This is a genomic window from Stutzerimonas stutzeri (assembly GCF_013522825.1).
GTDB lineage: Bacteria > Pseudomonadota > Gammaproteobacteria > Pseudomonadales > Pseudomonadaceae > Stutzerimonas > Stutzerimonas stutzeri_AK.
This window is the reverse complement of record NZ_JAAMQZ010000003.1, coordinates 173,738-192,389: the sequence shown is the minus strand read 5'-3', so window position 1 is coordinate 192,389 and position 18,652 is coordinate 173,738. Positions and strand designations below refer to the sequence as shown.

19 protein-coding genes and 1 tRNA gene are annotated in these 18,652 nt (G+C 61.2%); 3 read left to right on the top strand and 17 right to left on the bottom strand.

The window, feature by feature from the left end; genetic code table 11:
- Positions 1-45 precede the first annotated feature (45 nt).
- The 7 genes from G7020_RS03770 to G7020_RS03740 all read right to left on the bottom strand — a co-directional run bounded on the left by G7020_RS03770 (position 46) and on the right by G7020_RS03740 (position 4,062).
- Entirely contained in the window at positions 46-306 is a 261-nt protein-coding gene (locus tag G7020_RS03770; protein ID WP_181082603.1) for a hypothetical protein, read from the bottom strand.
- Positions 307-408: 102 nt separating this feature from the next.
- Entirely contained in the window at positions 409-1,353 is a 945-nt protein-coding gene (locus G7020_RS03765; RefSeq protein ID WP_181082593.1) for a site-specific integrase, read from the bottom strand.
- Positions 1,354-1,538: 185 nt separating this feature from the next.
- On the bottom strand, positions 1,539-1,862 hold the full coding sequence (locus G7020_RS03760) for a hypothetical protein (RefSeq protein ID WP_219852556.1): 324 nt from the start codon (positions 1,860-1,862) through the stop codon (positions 1,539-1,541).
- Between the two features lie 205 nt (positions 1,863-2,067).
- The gene (locus G7020_RS03755; RefSeq protein WP_100548518.1) at positions 2,068-2,412 is read right to left on the bottom strand and encodes a hypothetical protein; all 345 of its coding nucleotides are present in this window, start codon (positions 2,410-2,412) and stop codon (positions 2,068-2,070) included.
- 35 nt (positions 2,413-2,447) lie between these two features.
- Positions 2,448-2,843, bottom strand: a complete 396-nt coding sequence (locus G7020_RS03750; protein ID WP_100548517.1) for a DUF6957 family protein — start codon at positions 2,841-2,843, stop codon at positions 2,448-2,450.
- Positions 2,844-2,846: 3 nt separating this feature from the next.
- Entirely contained in the window at positions 2,847-3,572 is a 726-nt protein-coding gene (locus tag G7020_RS03745; RefSeq protein ID WP_100548516.1) for a phage antirepressor N-terminal domain-containing protein, read from the bottom strand.
- Positions 3,573-3,576: 4 nt separating this feature from the next.
- Positions 3,577-4,062, bottom strand: coding sequence for a hypothetical protein (locus tag G7020_RS03740; RefSeq protein ID WP_125852345.1), 486 nt, complete (start codon positions 4,060-4,062; stop codon positions 3,577-3,579).
- Between the two features lie 96 nt (positions 4,063-4,158).
- Between G7020_RS03740 and G7020_RS03735 the strand changes: the two genes are divergently transcribed.
- A complete protein-coding gene (locus G7020_RS03735) occupies positions 4,159-4,413 on the top strand; it encodes a helix-turn-helix domain-containing protein (RefSeq protein WP_100547368.1) in 255 nt (84 codons plus the stop codon).
- Here G7020_RS03735 and G7020_RS03730 read toward each other — a convergent pair.
- The 5 genes from G7020_RS03730 to G7020_RS03710 form a co-directional block, all read right to left on the bottom strand.
- Positions 4,410-4,715 (bottom strand): hypothetical protein, encoded by a 306-nt coding sequence (locus G7020_RS03730; protein WP_230875423.1) that lies wholly within the window; start codon positions 4,713-4,715, stop codon positions 4,410-4,412. The two genes, G7020_RS03735 and G7020_RS03730, sit on opposite strands and share 4 nt — an antisense overlap.
- A 489-nt stretch (positions 4,716-5,204) precedes the next feature.
- Positions 5,205-5,280, bottom strand: a tRNA-Thr gene (locus G7020_RS03725).
- 52 nt (positions 5,281-5,332) lie between these two features.
- Positions 5,333-6,586: a methyltransferase gene (locus G7020_RS03720; RefSeq protein WP_181082591.1), complete on the bottom strand. Its 1,254-nt coding sequence runs from the start codon at positions 6,584-6,586 to the stop codon at positions 5,333-5,335.
- A gap of 62 nt (positions 6,587-6,648) precedes the next feature.
- Positions 6,649-8,025 carry a TRAP transporter large permease gene (locus G7020_RS03715; protein WP_181082590.1) on the bottom strand — a complete coding sequence of 459 codons (1,377 nt, stop codon included), beginning with the start codon at positions 8,023-8,025 and terminating at the stop codon, positions 6,649-6,651.
- Positions 8,018-8,569, bottom strand: a complete 552-nt coding sequence (locus G7020_RS03710; protein WP_181082589.1) for a TRAP transporter small permease subunit — start codon at positions 8,567-8,569, stop codon at positions 8,018-8,020. Before G7020_RS03710 ends, G7020_RS03715 begins: the two co-directional genes overlap by 8 nt.
- 200 nt (positions 8,570-8,769) lie before the next feature.
- Here G7020_RS03710 and G7020_RS03705 point away from each other — a divergent pair, with 200 nt between their 5' ends.
- The gene (locus G7020_RS03705) at positions 8,770-9,870 is read left to right on the top strand and encodes a TRAP transporter substrate-binding protein (protein ID WP_181082588.1); all 1,101 of its coding nucleotides are present in this window, start codon (positions 8,770-8,772) and stop codon (positions 9,868-9,870) included.
- An 83-nt stretch (positions 9,871-9,953) separates the two neighbouring features.
- Here the strand turns inward: G7020_RS03705 and G7020_RS03700 are convergent, their stop codons facing one another.
- The 4 genes from G7020_RS03700 to G7020_RS03685 all read right to left on the bottom strand — a co-directional run bounded on the left by G7020_RS03700 (position 9,954) and on the right by G7020_RS03685 (position 15,698).
- On the bottom strand, positions 9,954-10,376 hold the full coding sequence (locus tag G7020_RS03700; protein ID WP_181082587.1) for an OsmC family protein: 423 nt from the start codon (positions 10,374-10,376) through the stop codon (positions 9,954-9,956).
- A gap of 71 nt (positions 10,377-10,447) precedes the next feature.
- Positions 10,448-10,756, bottom strand: a complete 309-nt coding sequence (locus tag G7020_RS03695) for a DUF2388 domain-containing protein (RefSeq protein ID WP_181082586.1) — start codon at positions 10,754-10,756, stop codon at positions 10,448-10,450.
- Between the two features lie 63 nt (positions 10,757-10,819).
- The gene (locus G7020_RS03690; RefSeq protein WP_336509698.1) at positions 10,820-13,864 is read right to left on the bottom strand and encodes a PAS domain-containing protein; all 3,045 of its coding nucleotides are present in this window, start codon (positions 13,862-13,864) and stop codon (positions 10,820-10,822) included.
- A gap of 217 nt (positions 13,865-14,081) precedes the next feature.
- Entirely contained in the window at positions 14,082-15,698 is a 1,617-nt protein-coding gene (locus G7020_RS03685; protein ID WP_181082584.1) for a L,D-transpeptidase family protein, read from the bottom strand.
- Positions 15,699-15,909: 211 nt separating this feature from the next.
- Between G7020_RS03685 and G7020_RS03680 the strand changes: the two genes are divergently transcribed.
- Positions 15,910-16,617 (top strand): murein L,D-transpeptidase catalytic domain family protein, encoded by a 708-nt coding sequence (locus G7020_RS03680; RefSeq protein ID WP_181082583.1) that lies wholly within the window; start codon positions 15,910-15,912, stop codon positions 16,615-16,617.
- A 247-nt stretch (positions 16,618-16,864) separates the two neighbouring features.
- On the opposite strand, the gene G7020_RS03675 is transcribed toward G7020_RS03680, so the two are convergent.
- Positions 16,865-18,649: a GspE/PulE family protein gene (locus G7020_RS03675; protein ID WP_181082582.1), complete on the bottom strand. Its 1,785-nt coding sequence runs from the start codon at positions 18,647-18,649 to the stop codon at positions 16,865-16,867.
- Positions 18,650-18,652: the final 3 nt, after the last annotated feature.

Genomic DNA, 18,652 nt, shown 5'->3' with positions numbered 1-18,652 from the left:
CCTGCGTAGCTGCCTGCCCGGTTGAGTGGCCGGATGGCCGTGGAATCAGTGGCCGGATGCGCGTGGAATGGGTGGCCGGATCAGCGTGGAATCGGTGGTCAGATGCTCATGGAATGGGTGGCCAGATGACCGTGGAATCCGCAGATGGACCTCATAGCGTTCGCCATCATGGGTCGAGCCATAACCCCAACTGGCGTGAAGAGTGCCGAATTGCAACCCATACCCTTCAACGCGCGTGCTTTCGCCACAAACGTCGCACAGGACATCATGGATTGACTCGGTCTGTTCCATCGCTGGGATCTTCATTGGCGACCTCCCTCTGGGTACGTGTCTGCCTGCGTTTTCCGGCACACGATACGTCGTATCAGCAATTTCAAGCGGTCAACAGCCTCAGTGGCTCTTAACCGCTCACCATGATGTTTGATCGCTCTCGCCTATTCGGCGCCCCGCTGCCTCACAACTCTTGCGCGCTGGGGTGGGTACCTCAATCCGCTCCAGTACTCGACCGGCGCCGTATCTGGGATGCGCCTTGGGTTTACGTATCTTGGACAAATCGGCATCCCCCACCGGCTTGACATTAATCTGACTCGCGTCACCGGCGCGACGGTCTCCGTAGACCTCTTGTGAGGCTGTTGATTGATGTCCCATGACATAGGCAGCTGTCTCGGTACCAACTCCAGCGGCTTTTTGGGCGGCACTGAAATTGTGGCGAAAGCTTTTCAGCGTCGGATGCTTCTTGCGCCTTGGCCATAGCGTTCGGCACTCCTGGCGGAGGCGGTCTCTGATCGCGGTGTTGGTGCGCTCACTTTCAGCCAGTCTCTTCGCGGCCCATCGGATCGCTTTCAGAATTTTGGGTATCTCGATGAGCAGGGTCCGGTCGGCACCGCGATGCAGAGGCGCGCTTTTCTTGCCACCAATAATTCGGACTTCGTTTCCGACCACCAGGATCGTGCGCATCTCACAGGGGCGCACGCCGAGAAAGTAGGCCAAGACCAGCGCAGCGGCTTCGTCTTGGTGGCCGTGGGCTCTGAGATGCTTGAACAGTTGTTCGGTGTCTTCTTTCGACACTTTCTTAACCGTGCTTAGCTTGGGTTTGCGGTCGAGTGTGGAGCCCGGTGCGGTGACAGGATTGATCAGCTGTCGGATTTCCTCGGCGGCCTCGACATGACCCCGAGCTAACTGATCGGCCACGATCTGGCTCTTCAGCGTGCTGAATGCATTGGGCCTAAACTCGGGGGCGCACGCGAGCAAAGCCGCGCAGACCTGCGCCGAAGATGGATCTGCCTCGCCGCAGCGAGTCCGATAAAAGTTGCTGGTGCGTGTTTTGGTTTTTTGGAGGGTAGTGGGGTGCATAGCTCGTCTCTTCTTATTGTTTGATGACAAAGCTAAGCCGCTACGCGAAGAGCGTTGTGTCAGCTCGAACTCCACTGAAACACTCCGCCTTCGCTCCGTTTTTTCTCGTTCCGTCCGAACTGCCACAACGCCCCCTTACTCGCGCCGCGAGTAAGGGATGCGCGCTCTCACTCACGCGACACGCCTCATCTGTATTCAGCGTGCGCCGTGAGCAAAAGCGCGCGCAAGCGTTTTGTCATCAAAATCGAAAAGCAGCCAGCGCCGATGGCGCTGAAGTGTCGAGCGCCAAGGCACGAAGCGTCGCATGGCTGATGCAGAAGAGAAGGGGCATTCAAAAATGCTAGCCACGCAGTGGCGATTTGGTTATGAAAAAAGTCGCCGAAGTCAGTGTTTTCAAGGGTTGTAGCGATAATATAACCAAAAAAAACAGTGCCAGTTTTGGCACGCGGAGCGCCACAAATGGCCAGCTCGGTGTCGGTTCGGGCCACTTTCAGCGTCGTACTGGGCACTCAAACTGCCGCTACCGGCACAATAAAGGTGTCGCAAGCTGCGTGTGCGACATGACTGGTGTATCGCTGCGATATAGCCAGTGTGTCGCAACGCGCGTGTGCGACAGCCCACGTGTGTCGCAATGTATGCCGCGACACTCACTGGGTGTCGTAGCGCTTCCCGCGATACGCAGGCTCTGTCGCAGACCGGCGATTACATTGCTGCTTAATGCAGCTGCCATGGCTCGGGGTGAGCCATAGTTAGCAGCCGATGCAGGTAGTCATCCAGTGATTGCGTCCCCTTCAGAATGTTGAAGCTGAGGATTACGTAGAAGCTGCCGCTCAACGTGTGCAGTACCCAAAACGGCCCCTCTCGCTCGACCTGAACGATGGCCGAGGTATGAATGAAGGTGCCGTCACTGAAGCGATCAGCTCTCACATGCCGATACGTGATCCCGTAGCCGCTAGAGCCGCGAATATATGCATCAGCCAGGTAGCCAGTTACGGGCTTGCTGAATGGCAGGTCGTCGACTTGCTCAAGCAGCTTCAGCAAAATGGGGTGTGTATACATAGCTATGTCGACAGATAGTTATTGCTTCGGCTTGATCAGAAAATGCTCGCAACGGCGTCTGCGCTGACTTGGATGCGCGTGCCTGGTCCTAGAAGCAAGTAGGCTGTATTGAGCGTTCTGAAATGGAACTCCTCGTGATGGTGCAGAAGAGAGGTTCGTACGAAATCTCCTACGTCCCAACGACGTTCGCTGTCATAGATGACGGTGTGTGCATAGATCAGTGCCGGCTGTCGTCGGGTCTGCGCCAGCAGCAGACGCTGACTTTCAGTGACCGTCAGATCGAGCCAGCGCCAGTTGCGCACCAAGCAGTAGCCGCCATAAACAAAATGCTGCCGTGCGTAGGCCATGGCCTCAGTGTCGCTCATGCCACTGCCGCTCATCGGCTCGCCTGCCGAGTACAGCGCGGCAATCACCTCTTCAAGTGTGGCCATGGTCTAGGGCTGTTCGTGCTGAGCGTTGCTGTGATGTTGTCCCTCCAGCTCAATGCTGCACAGCAGAGCCGCGAAGTCTGAGTCCTGTAAGTGGAGGCGTTGGGGGCGGGCATCCACGATAGATTTGATGATCGCATCGACTCGCTGTGAGACAGGCATCTGGCTCGGCGCCCTTGCACGATCATGCTGATAGATGATCGTGCTGAGCGATGCGACGGCACCGCGCAATTGGTGCTCCTGCGTTTCGGCAATTTGAAAACCGTTTTTCGCATTAAATTGATCGGCGAGATCTTTAATCATGGCTTTACGGTTTGCTGGCTCAGCCTGCTGCGCTCGCCAATTCAAAATGCGCTTGAGGACTGCAGGTGCTGCTGTTGCAGTTGGCAGTGTCGGCGCTGCCATCGACATAGGCTCACCAAAGAAATGTGCGCGCAACTGGTCGAGTCGCATGCGGGCGCTCGGGGATACTTTGCGCGAGCTTAGGCTTTTCAGCCAAAACTCGAACTCCGACTGAGGGAGGCAAAGCATCCGTTTCAGCAGTGGCTCACCGGGCAGGGCAACGTCATGCTCAGTCGGCGTATAACGAGGAGGCTGTAGCTTGGCGGCTTGAGCATGCCAGTTCAGCCCCATAGCTTCGCAAATGGGGCGTATCGGCCAGTAACGCCCATTGTCGCTGCTGATTAAGCATGGGATCGACAGATCCTGGATTTTGATTTTGGTTGCACGCATCGGACTACTGACCTCCCAGAGCTGCATGGTTGGAGGAGGTGGCCGGTGTGCGTTGGTGCTGCCCGCTGAGGATCTTGTGCACTGTTTGCTTGGCCTGATCAGAATCCATCCATTGCAGCCAGGCCGCGTAGACGTGGGGTTTGGTCTGTTGCAGCCTGGAAATCTTGCTGGCGCTAGCTTCAATGGCTCGGCAGGAATCTCGAAATTGCACTGCTTCTGTTCTGCTATCTGAATCCAACTGGTCAAGAATCAGATCGATGAAGTCGGCGGCCCGCTGAATTGGTAAGTAGTACAGCTGCGATCCTGAATCTGGATCCTCCTTAATTTGGAGCTCGTTTTTCCAAGCCACAGCAGCAGCTTGGGCCAAGGTAGTGGGGGCGCCGAACGCGCGGAGCAGTGAGCCAAGCTCAACTCTGGACTGCTGTGCTTGCTTGTTGAGCGCAAACAGGATTTCCGAATCAATCGGCGGCTTCTTGGTAATGGTATTCATGACGGGCTCCGTGAACTTTTATCCAGATAATCTGTAAATCAGATATCTGTAGATTAGATATATCATTAGTGGATTGTCAAGCTTGAGGTGTTCCCGTTGGAAAAGTCGGTGTATCGGGATGAGAACCTGGTGCTGCTCAGACTGCTAAAGCAGTGCCGAGTAGAAGCGGGTCTGACCCAGGCGGAGTTCGCTAAGGCGCTGGAGCGCCCGCAGTCGTTTGCGAGCGATATCGAGCGCGGCTTGCGCCGGATTGATCTCGTTCAGCTCCGTGACATCTGCCATGCGCTGAACATCGGCCTCGTTGATTTCGTTCAGCGTTTCGAGGCCGAGTTGGTAGGCAAGGGCGATTAAGGCAGGGACTGGTTTTCTGCTTTGCCGCGTTCGCATGCTGCCGAATACAGCGCAGCAGCATCGGAGCACAGCAGCCGCAGCGCCATGATGCAGTCCAGAAGCAAATGGTTTTCCAGGGTGTTCAAGTCACTTGCGCTGGAGAGTGCGTGGAGTATGCCGACTGCGGCGTTTTGGCGAAGCTGGGCTTCGTCATGCAGTTGGCCGGAGGTGACGTCACTGCGAACTGTGAACAGGCCATTGAGCGCGTCGAGGGCTTGCGGAGCGGAGTCGATGGTGCTTGAAGGGATATTGGTCTGCTGCATAGGGTGATCTCTTGAGTTTTAAGAGACCGCCACCTTCGCTTCCACACAAAGGGTGGCGGCTGCATGCGGGTGTGGAAGACCGAGACTCAAGGAACTCGGTGCGCCGAAGCGCCCCGCATGCAGCCACCATGACACAAGAATCCTCTGGCGCTGTGTTCCTGAAGCCAGGTCTGTCGACCCGCCCAATCACCCTATGCTGCCCGCAGAGGCCCTGCAAGGTGGCACTTTACGGGATCTCGGCGAAAAAGGCTTTGACCATGAGTAGCGTTCAAGATGCTGGTAGTGCCTAGATTCTGATGGCGGGGGATGTGATGCAGAGGGCGTCATCGGTGATGACGGATGAATTGGGCTGACGAGTGGTCGTAATGCTGGCGCAGATTTTTTCTAACCGAGTGGTGGTGCGGTGGCAAATCCCTACCCCAATCCTACCCCAGACAAAATTTCAGGCACAAAAAAGGGCTACGCTTTCACGTAACCCTTTGATTTGTATGGTGCCGGCACCAGGAGTCGAACCCGGGACCTACTGATTACAAGTCAGTTGCTCTACCAGCTGAGCTATACCGGCGAAAAGATGGGCGCCATTATAGCGATTGGTTGCGGCGAGTAAACCTGTTTCTTTAGGGCAGTCTGGACGGTGTCGTTGAGAGGGTAGCGGGTGGATTTTCACGTTCTGCGATCAGCATCAGATTGCGTGGGGTCAGTTGGGTGGGACAGAAGGTGCCGAGGCGTACCCTGTAGCCATTTTCACTGAGCAGAAGGGTGCGATCCAGCAGGAGCCAAAGCTCCAGCGGGCGGCGGAACAGGCCGCGCAGCAGTTCCAGGTTGCGGACTTCGGCGAGGCGCTGCCAGCCGCGCTGTTCCAGTTCGGCCCAGTGCTCGGTCTGGGGGGCAGGGATGCCCTTGAGTGCGGCGAGGTCGCGGCAGTATTGCTCGAAGCTTTTCTTCAGCCAGGCGCTGGGCAGTGAGGGGGTTGGCAGGTAGTTGTCATCCCCGCGCAGTTTGCGCTGCAGCAGATCGAAGCCCAGACGCCAGGCCATGGACTGGTCGCGGTTGCGTTTTTCACGGGCGCCAGCCGTTACGGTTTCGCTCAGGGGCAGGCCGAGGTCGTCGCGCGATAGCCGTAGTGAAGATCTCTGAGCAGCACGCGACAGCGGCTGGTAGCGATCGTGTTGGATGCGGTTGTAGCAGCAGGGCGCCAGCGCAAGTTGTCGACAGCCTTGGGCTATGGCCAGTTGCAGCAGGCGGACATGGAGGTCGCCGCAAGCATGCAGGGCGACCGGGGTCGAGTCTGGGCCAAGCTGTGCGACGGCCTCATCGCTCATCACATCCTGTTGTCGGTGGCTTGCGTCGATGCCCAGGCGTTGGCTGAGTTGTGCGCCGGCATCGACCAGTATCGGGTCCCATTCCAGGCAGGTCAGGTTTGCGCCGTCGCCGGCCAGCTGGCGACCCAGATGGCCTTTGCCGGCACACCAGTCAAGCCAGTGACGGGGGCGCTCGCGGAAGTCGAGCGCTGCGCTGAACGACTGGATCTGCAGCCATTTGCGTCCGGGAACGTCCGTGGCCTGGCGGGGATTGTTTGCCGGGCTTGTTTGCATGGGTAGTTCGGCCACGCTGCTCAGAGCTGTTGCCTGCCTGGCCAGTGCCTGGAAGGGGGCCGGTGCCAAAAGCGCGTCAGGATGGTTGTGCGCGGATTCAGCTGCCTCCAGCGGGCGCGCGCGCAGCCATGCGGCCAGTTCTGGATGATCGGTTTCCCAGGGCAGTCGGCTATGGGTAAAGGGGCGTGGTTGCCACAGTGTCTGATGCTGCACGAGAAACGTGTCGAGCTGCTGAAAGCGTTCAGCGAGCTGCGCATGGCTGGTGGGGCTGGGCATCGATAAATCCGCGAGGATGGCTGAACAGCGAGACGCCTGTCGAAACAGGCGTCTGCGCGTAGCTATTTACCGTAAACCTGTTCGGGTAGCCAGGTGACCAGACCAGGGAACAGATAAGCGATCACCAGTAGCAGGAGCTGGATCAGGATGAAGGGTATCACCCCCTTGTAGATAGTGCTGGTAGGCACCGATTTTGGCGTCACGCCGCGCAGGTAGAAGAGGGCGAAACCGAAAGGTGGCGTGAGAAACGACGTCTGCAGATTCAGCGCGATCATGACGCCGAGCCATACCGGGTCCAGGCCCATTGCCAGCAACACCGGGCCAACGATCGGCACGACTACGAAGGTGATCTCGATGAAGTCCAGGATGAAGCCCAGCAGGAAGATCACCAGCATGACCAGGAAGAAGGCGCCGAGCACGCCGCCTGGCAGTTGAGCGAACACGTCTTCGATCAGCGCTTCGCCGCCGAAACCACGAAACACCAGCGAGAACAGAGAGGCGCCGATCAGGATCAGGAACACCATGGCGGTGATTTCGGTTGTGCCGTACGCAACGCTGCGCAGCTGGGTGAAGTTGAGTTTGCCCTTGTAAAAGGCCAGCAGCATCGCGCCCAGTGCACCCAGTGCGGCGGCCTCCGTAGGCGTGGCGTAACCGGCGAGGATCGAGCCGAGGACGGCGCTGATCAGCAACAGTGGTGGCACCAGAGCGTAAACCAGCTTGCCCCATTCGATGGGGCCGAGTTCCTCCTGGGGCAGCGCCGGCAGTTTCTTTGGCTGCAGCACCGCGATCACGATGATGTAGAGGATGTACAGGCCGACCAGCAGCAGGCCTGGAAGCAGCGCGCCGACGAAAAGATCGCCGACCGATACGGTCTTCGGTGAGAAGATGCCCATCTTCAGCTGCGCCTGCTGGTAAGCGCTGGACATCACGTCACCCAGCAGAACCAGCACGATGGAGGGCGGAATGATCTGCCCCAGCGTGCCGGTGGCCGCCAGGGTGCCAGTGGAAATTGCCGGGTCGTAACCTCGGCGCAGCATGGTCGGCAGGGCCAGCAGGCCCATGGTGACCACCGTGGCTCCCACGATGCCGGTGCTGGCCGCGAGCAGCGCGCCGACCACGCAGACGGAAATCGCCAGGCCGCCGCGCAGGGTGCCGAACAGGCGCGACATGGATTCGAGCAGGTCTTCGGCGACCCGGCTTTTTTCCAGCATCACGCCCATGAATACGAACAGCGGCACGGCCAGCATCGTCTGGTTGTTCATGATGCCGAACAGCCGGTTCGGCAGGGCGCTGAGGTAGCTGCCGTCGAAGGTGCCGGTGAGTACGCCGACACCGGCGAACAGCAGTGAGACGCCACCCAGGGTGAAGGCCACCGGGTAGCCGGCCATCAACGCCAGGCAGATGCAGGCGAACAGCAGAATTGCCATCAACTCAGCCATGCTTCACCTCCTGCTCCGGGATCGGCAGGCGACCGGCGACGAGGTAGGCGGCCTTGATGATTTCAGCGATGCCTTGCAACGCCAGACTGACCACCAGAACCAGGATGATGCTCTTTTGCAGGTAGACGAATTTCAGGCCCCCGGATTCGCTGGACGCTTCCAGCGTCGACCAGGAGTTGCTGACGTAATCCCAGCTGGCCCAGCCAAGAAACAGGCAAACGGGAAGCAGGAACAGCAGTGTGCCCAACACCTCGACCAGCGCCTGATAGCGCGGGCTGAAGCGCTGGTAGAAGATATCGACGCGCACATGGCCGTTGCGCTGCAGCGTCCAGGCGGCGGCGCCCATGAAGACCAGTGCGTGGGCATAGAGGACCGCTTCCTGAAGCGCGGTGGCGCCGATGCCGAAGCCGTAGCGCAGGAGCACGACCACGGCGGTGCCGAGCACCAGGAACAGGGTCAACCAGGCGCAGGCTTGGCCGAAACGAGCGTTTAGGGTATCGATCAGGCGTGCTAAAGCAAGCAGGGGAGGGGCATGTTTCGACATCGTAGGTCCTTTGTTGTTATTGCCCTGAGCAGCTCGCGATTCTAGGCGCCTGCCAGACGGCATCGCAACTGACAGCACTCGGAAAATAGTCTGAAGACCTGATTGTGGACTTGAGTGATGCATGGCCCTGTGTTAGCTAGAGTGAACTGGGTGCAGGGTTCCGGCATCCGGTTCATTACAACAACAATAGGGAGTCACCCATGAAACGACGTCAAATTCTGGCCGCAGCCGGTGTGGGGCTGGCCGCTACGGCCCTGGCCGGTTGCAACAAGGAGGCCGAGACCGCCGGCAAGTCTGAAGCCAGCGCCGCGGCAGAGAAATTCAACTGGAAGATGGTGACCTCCTGGCCGAAGAATTTCCCCGGCGTGGGCGTTGGTGCCGAGCGTTTTGCCAGGCTGGTCAACGAGATGAGTGCCGGTCGCCTGACGGTCAAGGTGTATGCCGCCGGCGAGCTGGTTCCGGCGCTGGAAGTCTTCGATGCCGTATCCCGTGGCACCGCCGAGATGGGCCACGGCGCACCCTACTACTGGAAAGGCAAGGTGCCTGCGGCGCAGTTCTTCTGTGCCTTGCCGTTCGGTCCCAATGCCCAGGAAATGAACGCCTGGCTGCATCGTGGTGGCGGTATGGAGCTGTGGGAGGAGGTCTACAAGCCGTTTGGCGTGTTGCCGATGGCCTGTGGCGCTTCCGGTGTGCAGACGGCGGGCTGGTTCAATAAGGAAATAAATTCGGTCGAGGATTTCCGCGGCCTGAAGATGCGCACACCCGGCCTGGGCGGCGAGGTGCTGACCAAGATGGGCGGCACTGTGGTGAACATGCCGGCGGGTGAGATCTTCACTGCGCTGCAGACAGGTGCCATCGATGCCACCGAATGGATCGGGCCTTACAACGACATGGCGCTGGGGCTGCACAAGGCGGCAAAGTATTACTACACGCCGGGCTGGCAGGAGCCGAACGTCACCTTCGAGCTGGATGTGAATCTCAAGGCCTGGGAAACGCTACCGGATGATCTCAAGGCCATCGTTCGTGCTGCCGCGCGGGACGTCAACGGCGACATGCTCGACGATTACAACGCCAAGAACATGGAAGCTCTGGAGCAGTTGCGTGAGCAGGGCGTTGAAGTACGCCGCCTGCCTGACGAAGTGCTGGCGCGCCTGAAGGAAGTCGCCGCCGAAGTGGTCGATGCCTCCGCTGCCGCCGATCCGGTTGCGAGCAAGGTGTGGGAGCAGCAGAGCGCTTATCTCCAGCGTCTCTATGAATATGCCGAGTTGAACGAGAAAGACATCTACAACATCCGCGGCTGATCGTTTGGCGGGATGCATTGAAGAAAACGCCGCCACGGTTTTCAACCGGTGGTGGCGTTTTTTATCGGGGCTTCAAAGCCAGCCTACGCCAGGTTGGCAGTCAGGCTGATCTGGGCGTTGAGGACCTTGGAGACCGGACAGCCTTCCTTCGCCTGGTTGGCGATCTGCTGGAACTGCGCTTCATCGATACCGGGAATCTGGGCGTCGAGAGTCAGGGCGATGGCGGTGATGCTGAAACCTTCGCCGTCCTTGTCCAGGGTGACTTCGGCACGAGTGGCGATGCGTTCGGCGGTGAAACCGGCCTGGCCGAGCATCAGCGACAGCGCCATCGAGAAGCAGCCGGCATGGGCGGCGCCGATCAATTCCTCGGGATTGGTGCCGGGCGCATCCTCGAAACGGGTGTTGAAGCCGTATGGATTGTCCTTCAGCGCGCCGCTCTCGGTGCTGATGGTGCCCTTGCCGCTTTTCAGGTCGCCCTGCCAGACGGCGGATGCGGTTTTTTTCATGGTTCCTCCGGTTTTTTGAATAGTCGATTGTTCAGGGCCAGCCCTGAGCGGACCTGGCTATTTTCAGGCTGCTAGCGCTGTTCGGCGGCAAGAAGTGCGCGGGCCAGCTCCAGATCGCTGGCCTGCAGTTGCGGCTGCTCGCTGCGCAATTGCACCAGCATGGCTTCGAGATAGGGGCCGCGAATGGCGCCGTCACTGGCGACGAAGCTGCCGGCATCTTCGCGGACGTTCGCTACCAGTTTGTTGTCCTTGAATGTCAGATAGGTCGAGCCGGTAGTCGCGCCGGAAGAGAGGATCTGGCGGACGAAACTGCCGTCCGCCATTGCCATGCCAAAGGGTATGCAGCTCATCGCAAGAGCAGCCAGAAGTGTTGTGCGCATGATGGTGTCTCCGTCTGATCTCCTTCAGAGACTGCCAAGCGACTGGCGGAGTTCCTCCGCGCGTTATCCGTTGCGCCCGATCAGTTCACGAACCCTGGCGCCGAGGGTGTCGATGCTGAAGGGTTTGCTGAGCATGTCCATGCCCGGCGCAAGAAATTCGTCGCGAACTCCGGCGTCGGGTGCGTATCCGGTGATGAACAGTACCTTGAGTTGCGGGCGAAGCTGGCGGGCGATTTCCGCTAGCTGCCGGCCATTGATACCGGGCAGGCCGATGTCGCTGAGCAGCAGGTCGATACGCTGATCGCCTTGCAGATAAGGCAGGGCGGTCGTGCCATCCAGCGCTTCGAGCACCCGATAACCGAGTTCCTCCAGCACTTCGATCACCAGCATGCGCACCGCGACCTCGTCCTCCACCACCAGCACGGTTTCTCCGATGCACGCGCCCTGTGTCTCCAGGGCGGGCCTGTCCTGCACTTCCGGCGCTTCTACCTGCGCCTGGTTGCGCGGCAGGAACAGGGTGATCAGCGTACCTTGGCCGGGGGTGCTGTCGATGCGCACATGCCCGCCGGTCTGCTTGACGAAGCCGTAAACCATCGACAATCCGAGACCGGTGCCCTGGCCGATGGGCTTGGTGGTGAAGAACGGGTCGAAGGCCTTGGCGATCACCTCCGCCGGCATGCCGCAGCCATTGTCGGCCACGCTGAGTGTGATGTAATCACCCGGTTCGAGGTGGTCATGCTGGGTGTCGTCGATCTGCACACAGCCGGTCTGGATGATCAGCCTGCCGCCTTCGCTCATGGCATCACGGGCGTTGATCACCAGGTTGAGCAGGGCGTTTTCCAGCTGGTGGGCATCGGTATAGGCCAGCCAGGGGTCCGCCTGCAGACGGGTTTCGAAGGTGATGTGCTCGGCCATGGTACGGCGCAGCATGTCTTCCATCGACAGCACCAGCCGGTTGACGTCCACCGGCTTGGGGTCCAGCGACTGGCGGCGGGCGAAGGCCAGCAGGCGATGGGTCAGTGCCGCGGCGCGATTGGCCGAGGTGGTGGCCGCATCGACATAACGGTCGAGGTCGTTCACCCGACCGCTGGCGACCCGCCGCTGGATCAGCTCCAGCGCCCCCAGCACGCCGCTCAGCATGTTGTTGAAGTCATGGGCCAGGCCGCCGGTGAGCTGGCCGATGGCTTCCATTTTCTGCGCATGGCGCAGGGTTTCCTCGGCGCGCTCGCGTTCGCCCATTTCCAGATGCAGCAGATGATTGATCTCCGCCAGTTCGCGGGTGCGTTCGGCGACGCGGCGTTCGAGATTGTCGTTGAGTTCGCGCAGCGCTTCCTCGGCGGTAACCTGGGCAGTGATGTCGGTGTTGGTGCCGAACCAGTGCGTGACCTGGCCGAAGTCATCGCGGATGGGCAGCGCGCGCGACAGGAACCAGCGGTACTGGCCATCCTTGCCGCGCAACGGAAAGGTTTCCTCCCAGATCGAGCCGATGGCCACGGCTCGCCTCATCGAGGCGCTGACCCGTTCGTGGTGGTCGGGGTGGTTCACCGCGCGCCAGCTCAGGGCGCGCATGGCTTCGTAGGTCGTGCCGGTGTAGTCGTACCAGCGTTTGTTGTACCAGTAGATGTGCCCGGTCGGGTCGGCCATCCAGGCGAACTGGCTCATGTTGTCGGCCAGTGTGCGGAACTGTTCTTCGCTGGCGCGCAGGGCGCGCTCGGCACGGATGCGCTCGTCAGCGGTCCAGGCGCGGTCGGCCACTTCGCGGATGAAGGATATGTCCTCTTCGGCCCACTGGCGCGGGCGATCCTGCAGCAGAATCAGGGCGGCGCTCAGGCGACCCTGCTCCTGCAGCGGCACACAGACCAGGCTCTGGATGTGTCGCAGCCGCAGGGCTGCAGCCTGCGCGGCGGTGCGGGTGTCGTGCTGCACGTCTTCGACCACGACCAGTTCATCGTTCTGCAGGTCGTAGATGAAGTCGCCGTAATCGGCGAAGCACATGCGTTCGCCATGATCGCCCAGGGCGCCGCCGCTCCAGTAGCGTTCGACGGTGGCGTAATGGCCGCCGGGGTTGATGCTCAGAAAAGCGGCGCGGGTAACGCTCAGGGTCGTCCCCAGCGTCTGTACGACGGCAGTGATGATGGTGACGCTGTCAGGCTGCCCACGCAGCAGATCGCCCAGCTCCATGAGCAGTGTCTGGCGCTGCTCGGTGAGCTTTCTGTCCCGGATCTGCTCTTCGAGCAGGGTATTCATGCGCAGCAGCTTCAGTGCCGCGTTGCGTTCGGCGGTGATTTCCCGCGCGGTTCCGAGCAGGCGGATCTTGCCGTCAGGGCCTTGCAGGCGGCGGCCCCGGTTGGTCAGCCAGCGGAACTGGTCGCTGGCGGCGTCGTAAACCCGATAGTCGAGGTTGAGCTCGCCGTCACCCTGGCCCTCCAGAGCGCTGCGAAAGGCGCCGAGCAAGGCCTGGCGGTCATCGTCGTGAACCCTGGCAAGGAACTCCTTGACGCTCAGCTCCGGCTCGTCGGCGGCGATCCCAGCGAGCGCCTTGAGTTGGGTGTCCCAATGCAGGACATTCTGTTCGAGGTCATATTCCCAGACGCCGATGGAGGCGATTTCATTAGCCAGGCTGACCCGCTGTTCGGCTTCCAGCAGGGCCTGGCTCGCCCGGTCCACTACGTTGCGAATGTGTGCGCAGCCCTCAGTTCTGTTGACCCGAAATTGGCCTCGGCGCAGCTCCAGCAAGGCCATGACCTGCCGTGCCAGTGTCTGCAATTGCGCCAGCTGTTGCTCGGAAAACGGTCGAGGTACGGCATCCAGTACGCACAATGCGCCGAGCGGCAGCCCCTGCGGGGTATGCAGCAGCGCAGCGGCATAAAAGCCGGACAGCTGCTCGCTCTGCGGATCGGTGGCAAGGTTTTCGATGACCAGTGCCGGCGCGTTCACCATCGCCCTGGCACAGAGTGCAGCGGCGCAGGCTCGGCTGTGATCGTCGAGATTGAGCGAGGCCTTGATCCACTGGCGCTCGTCGTCGAGAAAGATGATGGCGGCGCTGGTTGTGCCGCACAACTGCGCAGCCAGCGATACCAGATCATCGAATACCGCTTCGTCGGGCATCTCGAAAATGCCGTAATCGGCTAATGCTGCCCGTCGCTCAGTTTCGTCCCGGCCTTTGACTTGATTTTCGTTGTTCAAGATTTCTGCTCGTCTGTCCATGTCGGCAAAATCATTGTTGTCTCCAGGCATGCCTGCGCCGGTGCGCAAGATACTCGGGCTGGACTTTGTAACAAGTAGACCTCGGTCTACGGGCAATCTGCCAGAGCCGCCGGTCTGTTCATTGGCTGGCTTGATCGGCGGCCCGCAGTGCGGCAAGCAGGCTGCGGTCATGCTGGTAGATATCGGGGCGATAGTGCGGCTGGCCGGTACTGTCGGCTTCGGCAGTCCAGTAAGCAAGCAGTATCGGCATGGGTTTGGTCAGTCGAAGTTCGTAGGTCTTGCCTGTTTCAAGGAGCCGCTCGAAGCGCTCGTACTCGCTGTCAGCCAGCAGCAGGTCGATCAGTTGCATCACCGATTCGACCCGGACGCAGCCAGAGCTGAAGGCCCGCTGCGAACGGTCAAACAGGCCCTGGCTCGGTGTGTCGTGCAGATAGATCGAGTAGGGGTTGGCAAAACGGATCGCCACCCGTCCGAGCGGATTGCCCGGCCCGGCTGCCTGGCGCAGAAGAATATTGCCGGGGTTGGTCCAGTCGATCAGTTGCGGGTCGAGTGGATTGCCCTGGTGATCGAGGGCCTGCAGGTTCTGCTGGATGAGGTAATCGGGGTTTTCCCGAATCTTCGGCAGCATGTCTTCGCGCAGAATGGTCGGCGGTATGGTCCAGGTCGGGTTCAGCGTAAGGCGGGTAACGCTGGATTTGATGGCCGGCGTTTGTCGGCTGCTGCGACCGACCTGGGCGCGGGTTTCCCACAACGGCTGGCCCTGATGAAAGTGGACGACCCGTCCGCCTGCAATGTCCACCAGCAGCGACTGGGGCTCTATATCACGTGAAAACCAGCGAAAGCGCTCAAGATTCACCCGTAGCTGGTCCAGTCGCTCCTCCGGCGTGACATTCAGCGCGGCCAGGGTTTCGGCGCCCAGAACGCCGTCATCCTGCAAGCCGTGATGGCGCTGGAAAGCCTTGAGCGCCGCCTCGTCGGAGGCGTTGTAACGGTTGTCCGTATCGTCCGGGGAGGCAGCCGCCGGTAGATAGCTGTCGTCGCTCAGGCGCTGACGCAGCAGCGGCAGGCGCGGGTCCGACATGCCGGGGCGCAAGGCCTTGCCGGACGGGATAGGCGGGTGCTCGGGTTGTTCGGCGCTGCGTAGCTGTGCATAGGCCTTGCGCAGGTTGCGGTACTGTTCCAGCGACGGGCGCGCCTTGTCGAAGGCCAGCCGGGGCGTTGGCAGCGCCTGCGCCGCGATCTGCAGCAGGTGCTCGTCGTGCTGTCTTCGTGCAGGGGAATCGGGGCTGCGCCAGATCGGCTCGTGGCGCGCCTGGGGTAAACGACCCAGGGCCAGATGCTGCAGCGCCAGAAGATAGCCGTGGCTGGCGAGCAGGTCGCCGCACTCGCGCTGCAACGGCTCGGCGGTTGCGGTCTGCATCGCCTGGCGAATGGCCTCGGGGTGATAGGTCGCAGGTTCCAGGCCGTCGTCGACCAGCGCCTCGAGTTGGACCAGCAATTCGTCGAGTTGCGCATAGGTGGTCCATAAGCGCTCGAACTGCGTGCGGCCATACAGCGCAGACAGTCGCTCGTGCGCCTGCTGATCGATATTGGCCAGCGGTTTGCCGCAGGCCTGGGGAAGCATCTGCAGCGCGTCGTGCATGGAGCCGGGCGACTCGCTGCCCGCTTCGGCGCACGCCAGCAGGGGCGTGAGCAAAAGCGGAGCGAATAGACGAAATGCATGTTTTTTGTACAAGGCTTCACTCCAGGCTAACCCGTCGACTGCTAGACTTCGCCGCTGAACCGGCTGCGGCACTGGGAAAACCAGGCCCACTCAGGTCACTACAACATGTTCTGTCAGAGGTGGTTTTTTGCCCATGTCTGACTTGTTTCGCTATTAGATGGCGATTATAGGCGCCGGCCAGGCGGGAAACCGCAGCATTGGCGCCGGATGAGGTATCAAGCACATGATGGTCATGCTTCGGCGCCTGTGCCTTGCCGCCGGTTTGCTGGTGTCGGCACCGCTGGCCTGGGCCGCTCCTTCCTATCAGCCGCTGCTGGATGATCTGTCGCGAGTAGCGCCCGCTCTGGACACACGGGTCCTGACCCATGCCGTAGCGGCCATGCAGTGTGCCGTAAACAACGGCGCCAGCCCTGCGCAACGGCTGGCGGTGATTGATTTCTCACTGCCGTCCTCTGAGCGGCGGCTGTGGATCTTCGACCTCCAACGCAAGCGATTGTTGCTCGAAGAATTCGTCGCCCATGGGCAGAAATCCGGTGAAAACCACGCCACGCGCTTTTCCAATGTCCTCGGCAGTCACCAGTCGAGCATCGGTCTGTTCCGTACGGCTGAGAGCTACAGCGGCAAGCACGGCTATTCACTGCGCATGGACGGGCTCGAACCCGGCGTGAACGACCTGGCCCGCGAACGGGCTATCGTCATCCACCCGGCGGACTACGTAAACCCTGCCTGGATCGCCACTCAGGGCCGCATCGGTCGCAGCCAGGGTTGCCCGGCAGTGCGCCCGGAAGTGGCGCGGATGGTGGTCGATAGCCTCAAGGGCGGCCAGTTCATGTTCTCCTGGTATCCCGATCAGGACTGGCTGCAGTCCTCGGCCTACCTCAATTGCGAGCCAGCGCGCGTGGCGGGGATACTGGCGGCGCGGCAGGGATAAAAGCTGTAAAAGCCGATAAGAGCGCTTGAAGCTGGAAAGCTGGACGAAAAGGCTTGACCGGCATTGTCCGGAGCGATTCTGTCCAGCCTCCAGCCTCCAGCCTCCAGCCTCCAGCCTCCAGCTGTAGGTCGGGTCACGCTTCTCCGACCCGACGAGCGGAGTCATGGTGGATGTAAAAAGCGACATCCACCCTACGCTCGCTTGCAGCTTGCAGCTTGCAGCTTGCAGCTTGCAGCTTGCAGCTGCTCTATTTCTGCTCGCTCTGCGGCGTCACCCGCAGCACTTCCTCCAGCGTGGTCAGCCCCGCCGCGATCTTCTGCGCGCCGGACAGGCGCAGGCTGTGCATGCCGTCCTTGAAGGCCTGGCGGCGCAGGGCGATGAGGTCGGTATCGGCGCTGATCAGCGGCTTGATGCCGTCGTTGAGCAGCATGATCTCGTAGACCCCGGCGCGCCCGCGATAGCCGGTGTCGCGGCATTCGATGCAGCCCACCGCCTGCTGTGCGTGGGTCGGCAGCGGCGCATTCCAGGGCTTGGTCAGCGTCTGCCAGTCATCGGCATCCAGCTGCACCGGCGCCTTGCAGTGCGGGCAGAGCGTGCGCACCAGGCGCTGGGCCATGACGCCGAGCAGCGTCGCCTTGAGCAGGTAGTGCGGTACGCCCAGTTCGAGCAGGCGGGTGATGGCGCTGGGCGCGTCGTTGGTGTGCAGGGTGGAGAGCACCAGGTGTCCGGTCAGCGCCGCCTGGATCGCCATCTCGGCGGTTTCCAGGTCGCGGATCTCGCCGACCATGATGATGTCCGGGTCCTGGCGCATCAGCGCGCGCACGCCGCTGGCGAAGCTCAGGTCGATGTTGTGCTGCACCTGCATCTGGTTGAAGGCACCCTCGATCATCTCGATCGGGTCCTCGATGGTGCAGACGTTCACCTCTGGCGTGGCCAGCTGCTTGAGCGTGGTGTAGAGCGTGGTGGTCTTGCCCGAGCCGGTCGGGCCGGTGACCAGGATGATGCCGTTGGGCTGGCGGGTCATGCTCTGCCAGCGGCGCAGGTCCTCGGCGGAAAAGCCCAGCTGGTCGAAACCCTTGAGCAGTACTTCCGGGTCGAAGATGCGCATCACCATCTTCTCGCCGAAGGCGGTCGGCAGCGTCGACAGGCGCAGCTCCACCTCGCCGCCATCCGGCGTCTTGGTCTTGACCCGGCCGTCCTGCGGCTTGCGTTTCTCGGCGACGTTCATCCGACCCAGGCTCTTCAACCGGCTGACCACCGCCATGGTCACCTGCGGCGGGAACTGATAGACGTTGTGCAGCACGCCATCGATGCGAAAGCGCACCGTGCCCTGTTCGCGGCGCGGCTCGATGTGGATGTCGCTGGCGCGCTGGTCGAAGGCGTACTGGAACAGCCAGTCGACGATGTTGACGATGTGCGAGTCGTTGGCGTCCGGCTCCTGGTCGCTGGCGCCGAGGTTGAGCAGTTGCTCGAAGTTGCCGGTGCCACTGACCTTCTGGTCCGTGGCGGTGGCGCCGCTGACCGACTTGGCCAGCCGGTAGAACTCCACGGTGAAGCGCTGCAATTCCACCGGGTTGGCCACCACGCGCCTGATCGGGCGCTTGAGCACGTGGGTCAGGTTGGCTTCCCAGCTCTTCACGAAGGGCTGGGCGCTGGCGATGGTCACCGCCGAGCTGTCCACCGCCACGGCGAGGATCTTGTGGCGTTGGGCGAAGGCGTAGGACATCAGCGGGGTGATGGCCGCGACGTTGATCTTCAGCGGGTCGATGCGCAGGTAGGGCTGCCCGGCCTGTTCGGCGAGCCAGAGGGTGAGGGTTTCCAGGTCGAGCTTCTTGCCGGGTCGCGCCAGGTCGTCGAGCTGCTGCGCGGCGAGGAATTCCAGCGGATGCTGCTGGCTGGCCGCCGTGCTGCGGCGCAGGGCCAGGCACTGCTCGGCGGTTTCCTGCAGGAGTCGGCCCTGGGCCACCAGATCGCGCAACAGGTCGTTGAGGTCGAGGAAACGGTCGGCAACGGACGGGGCGAACGCGGGCATGAA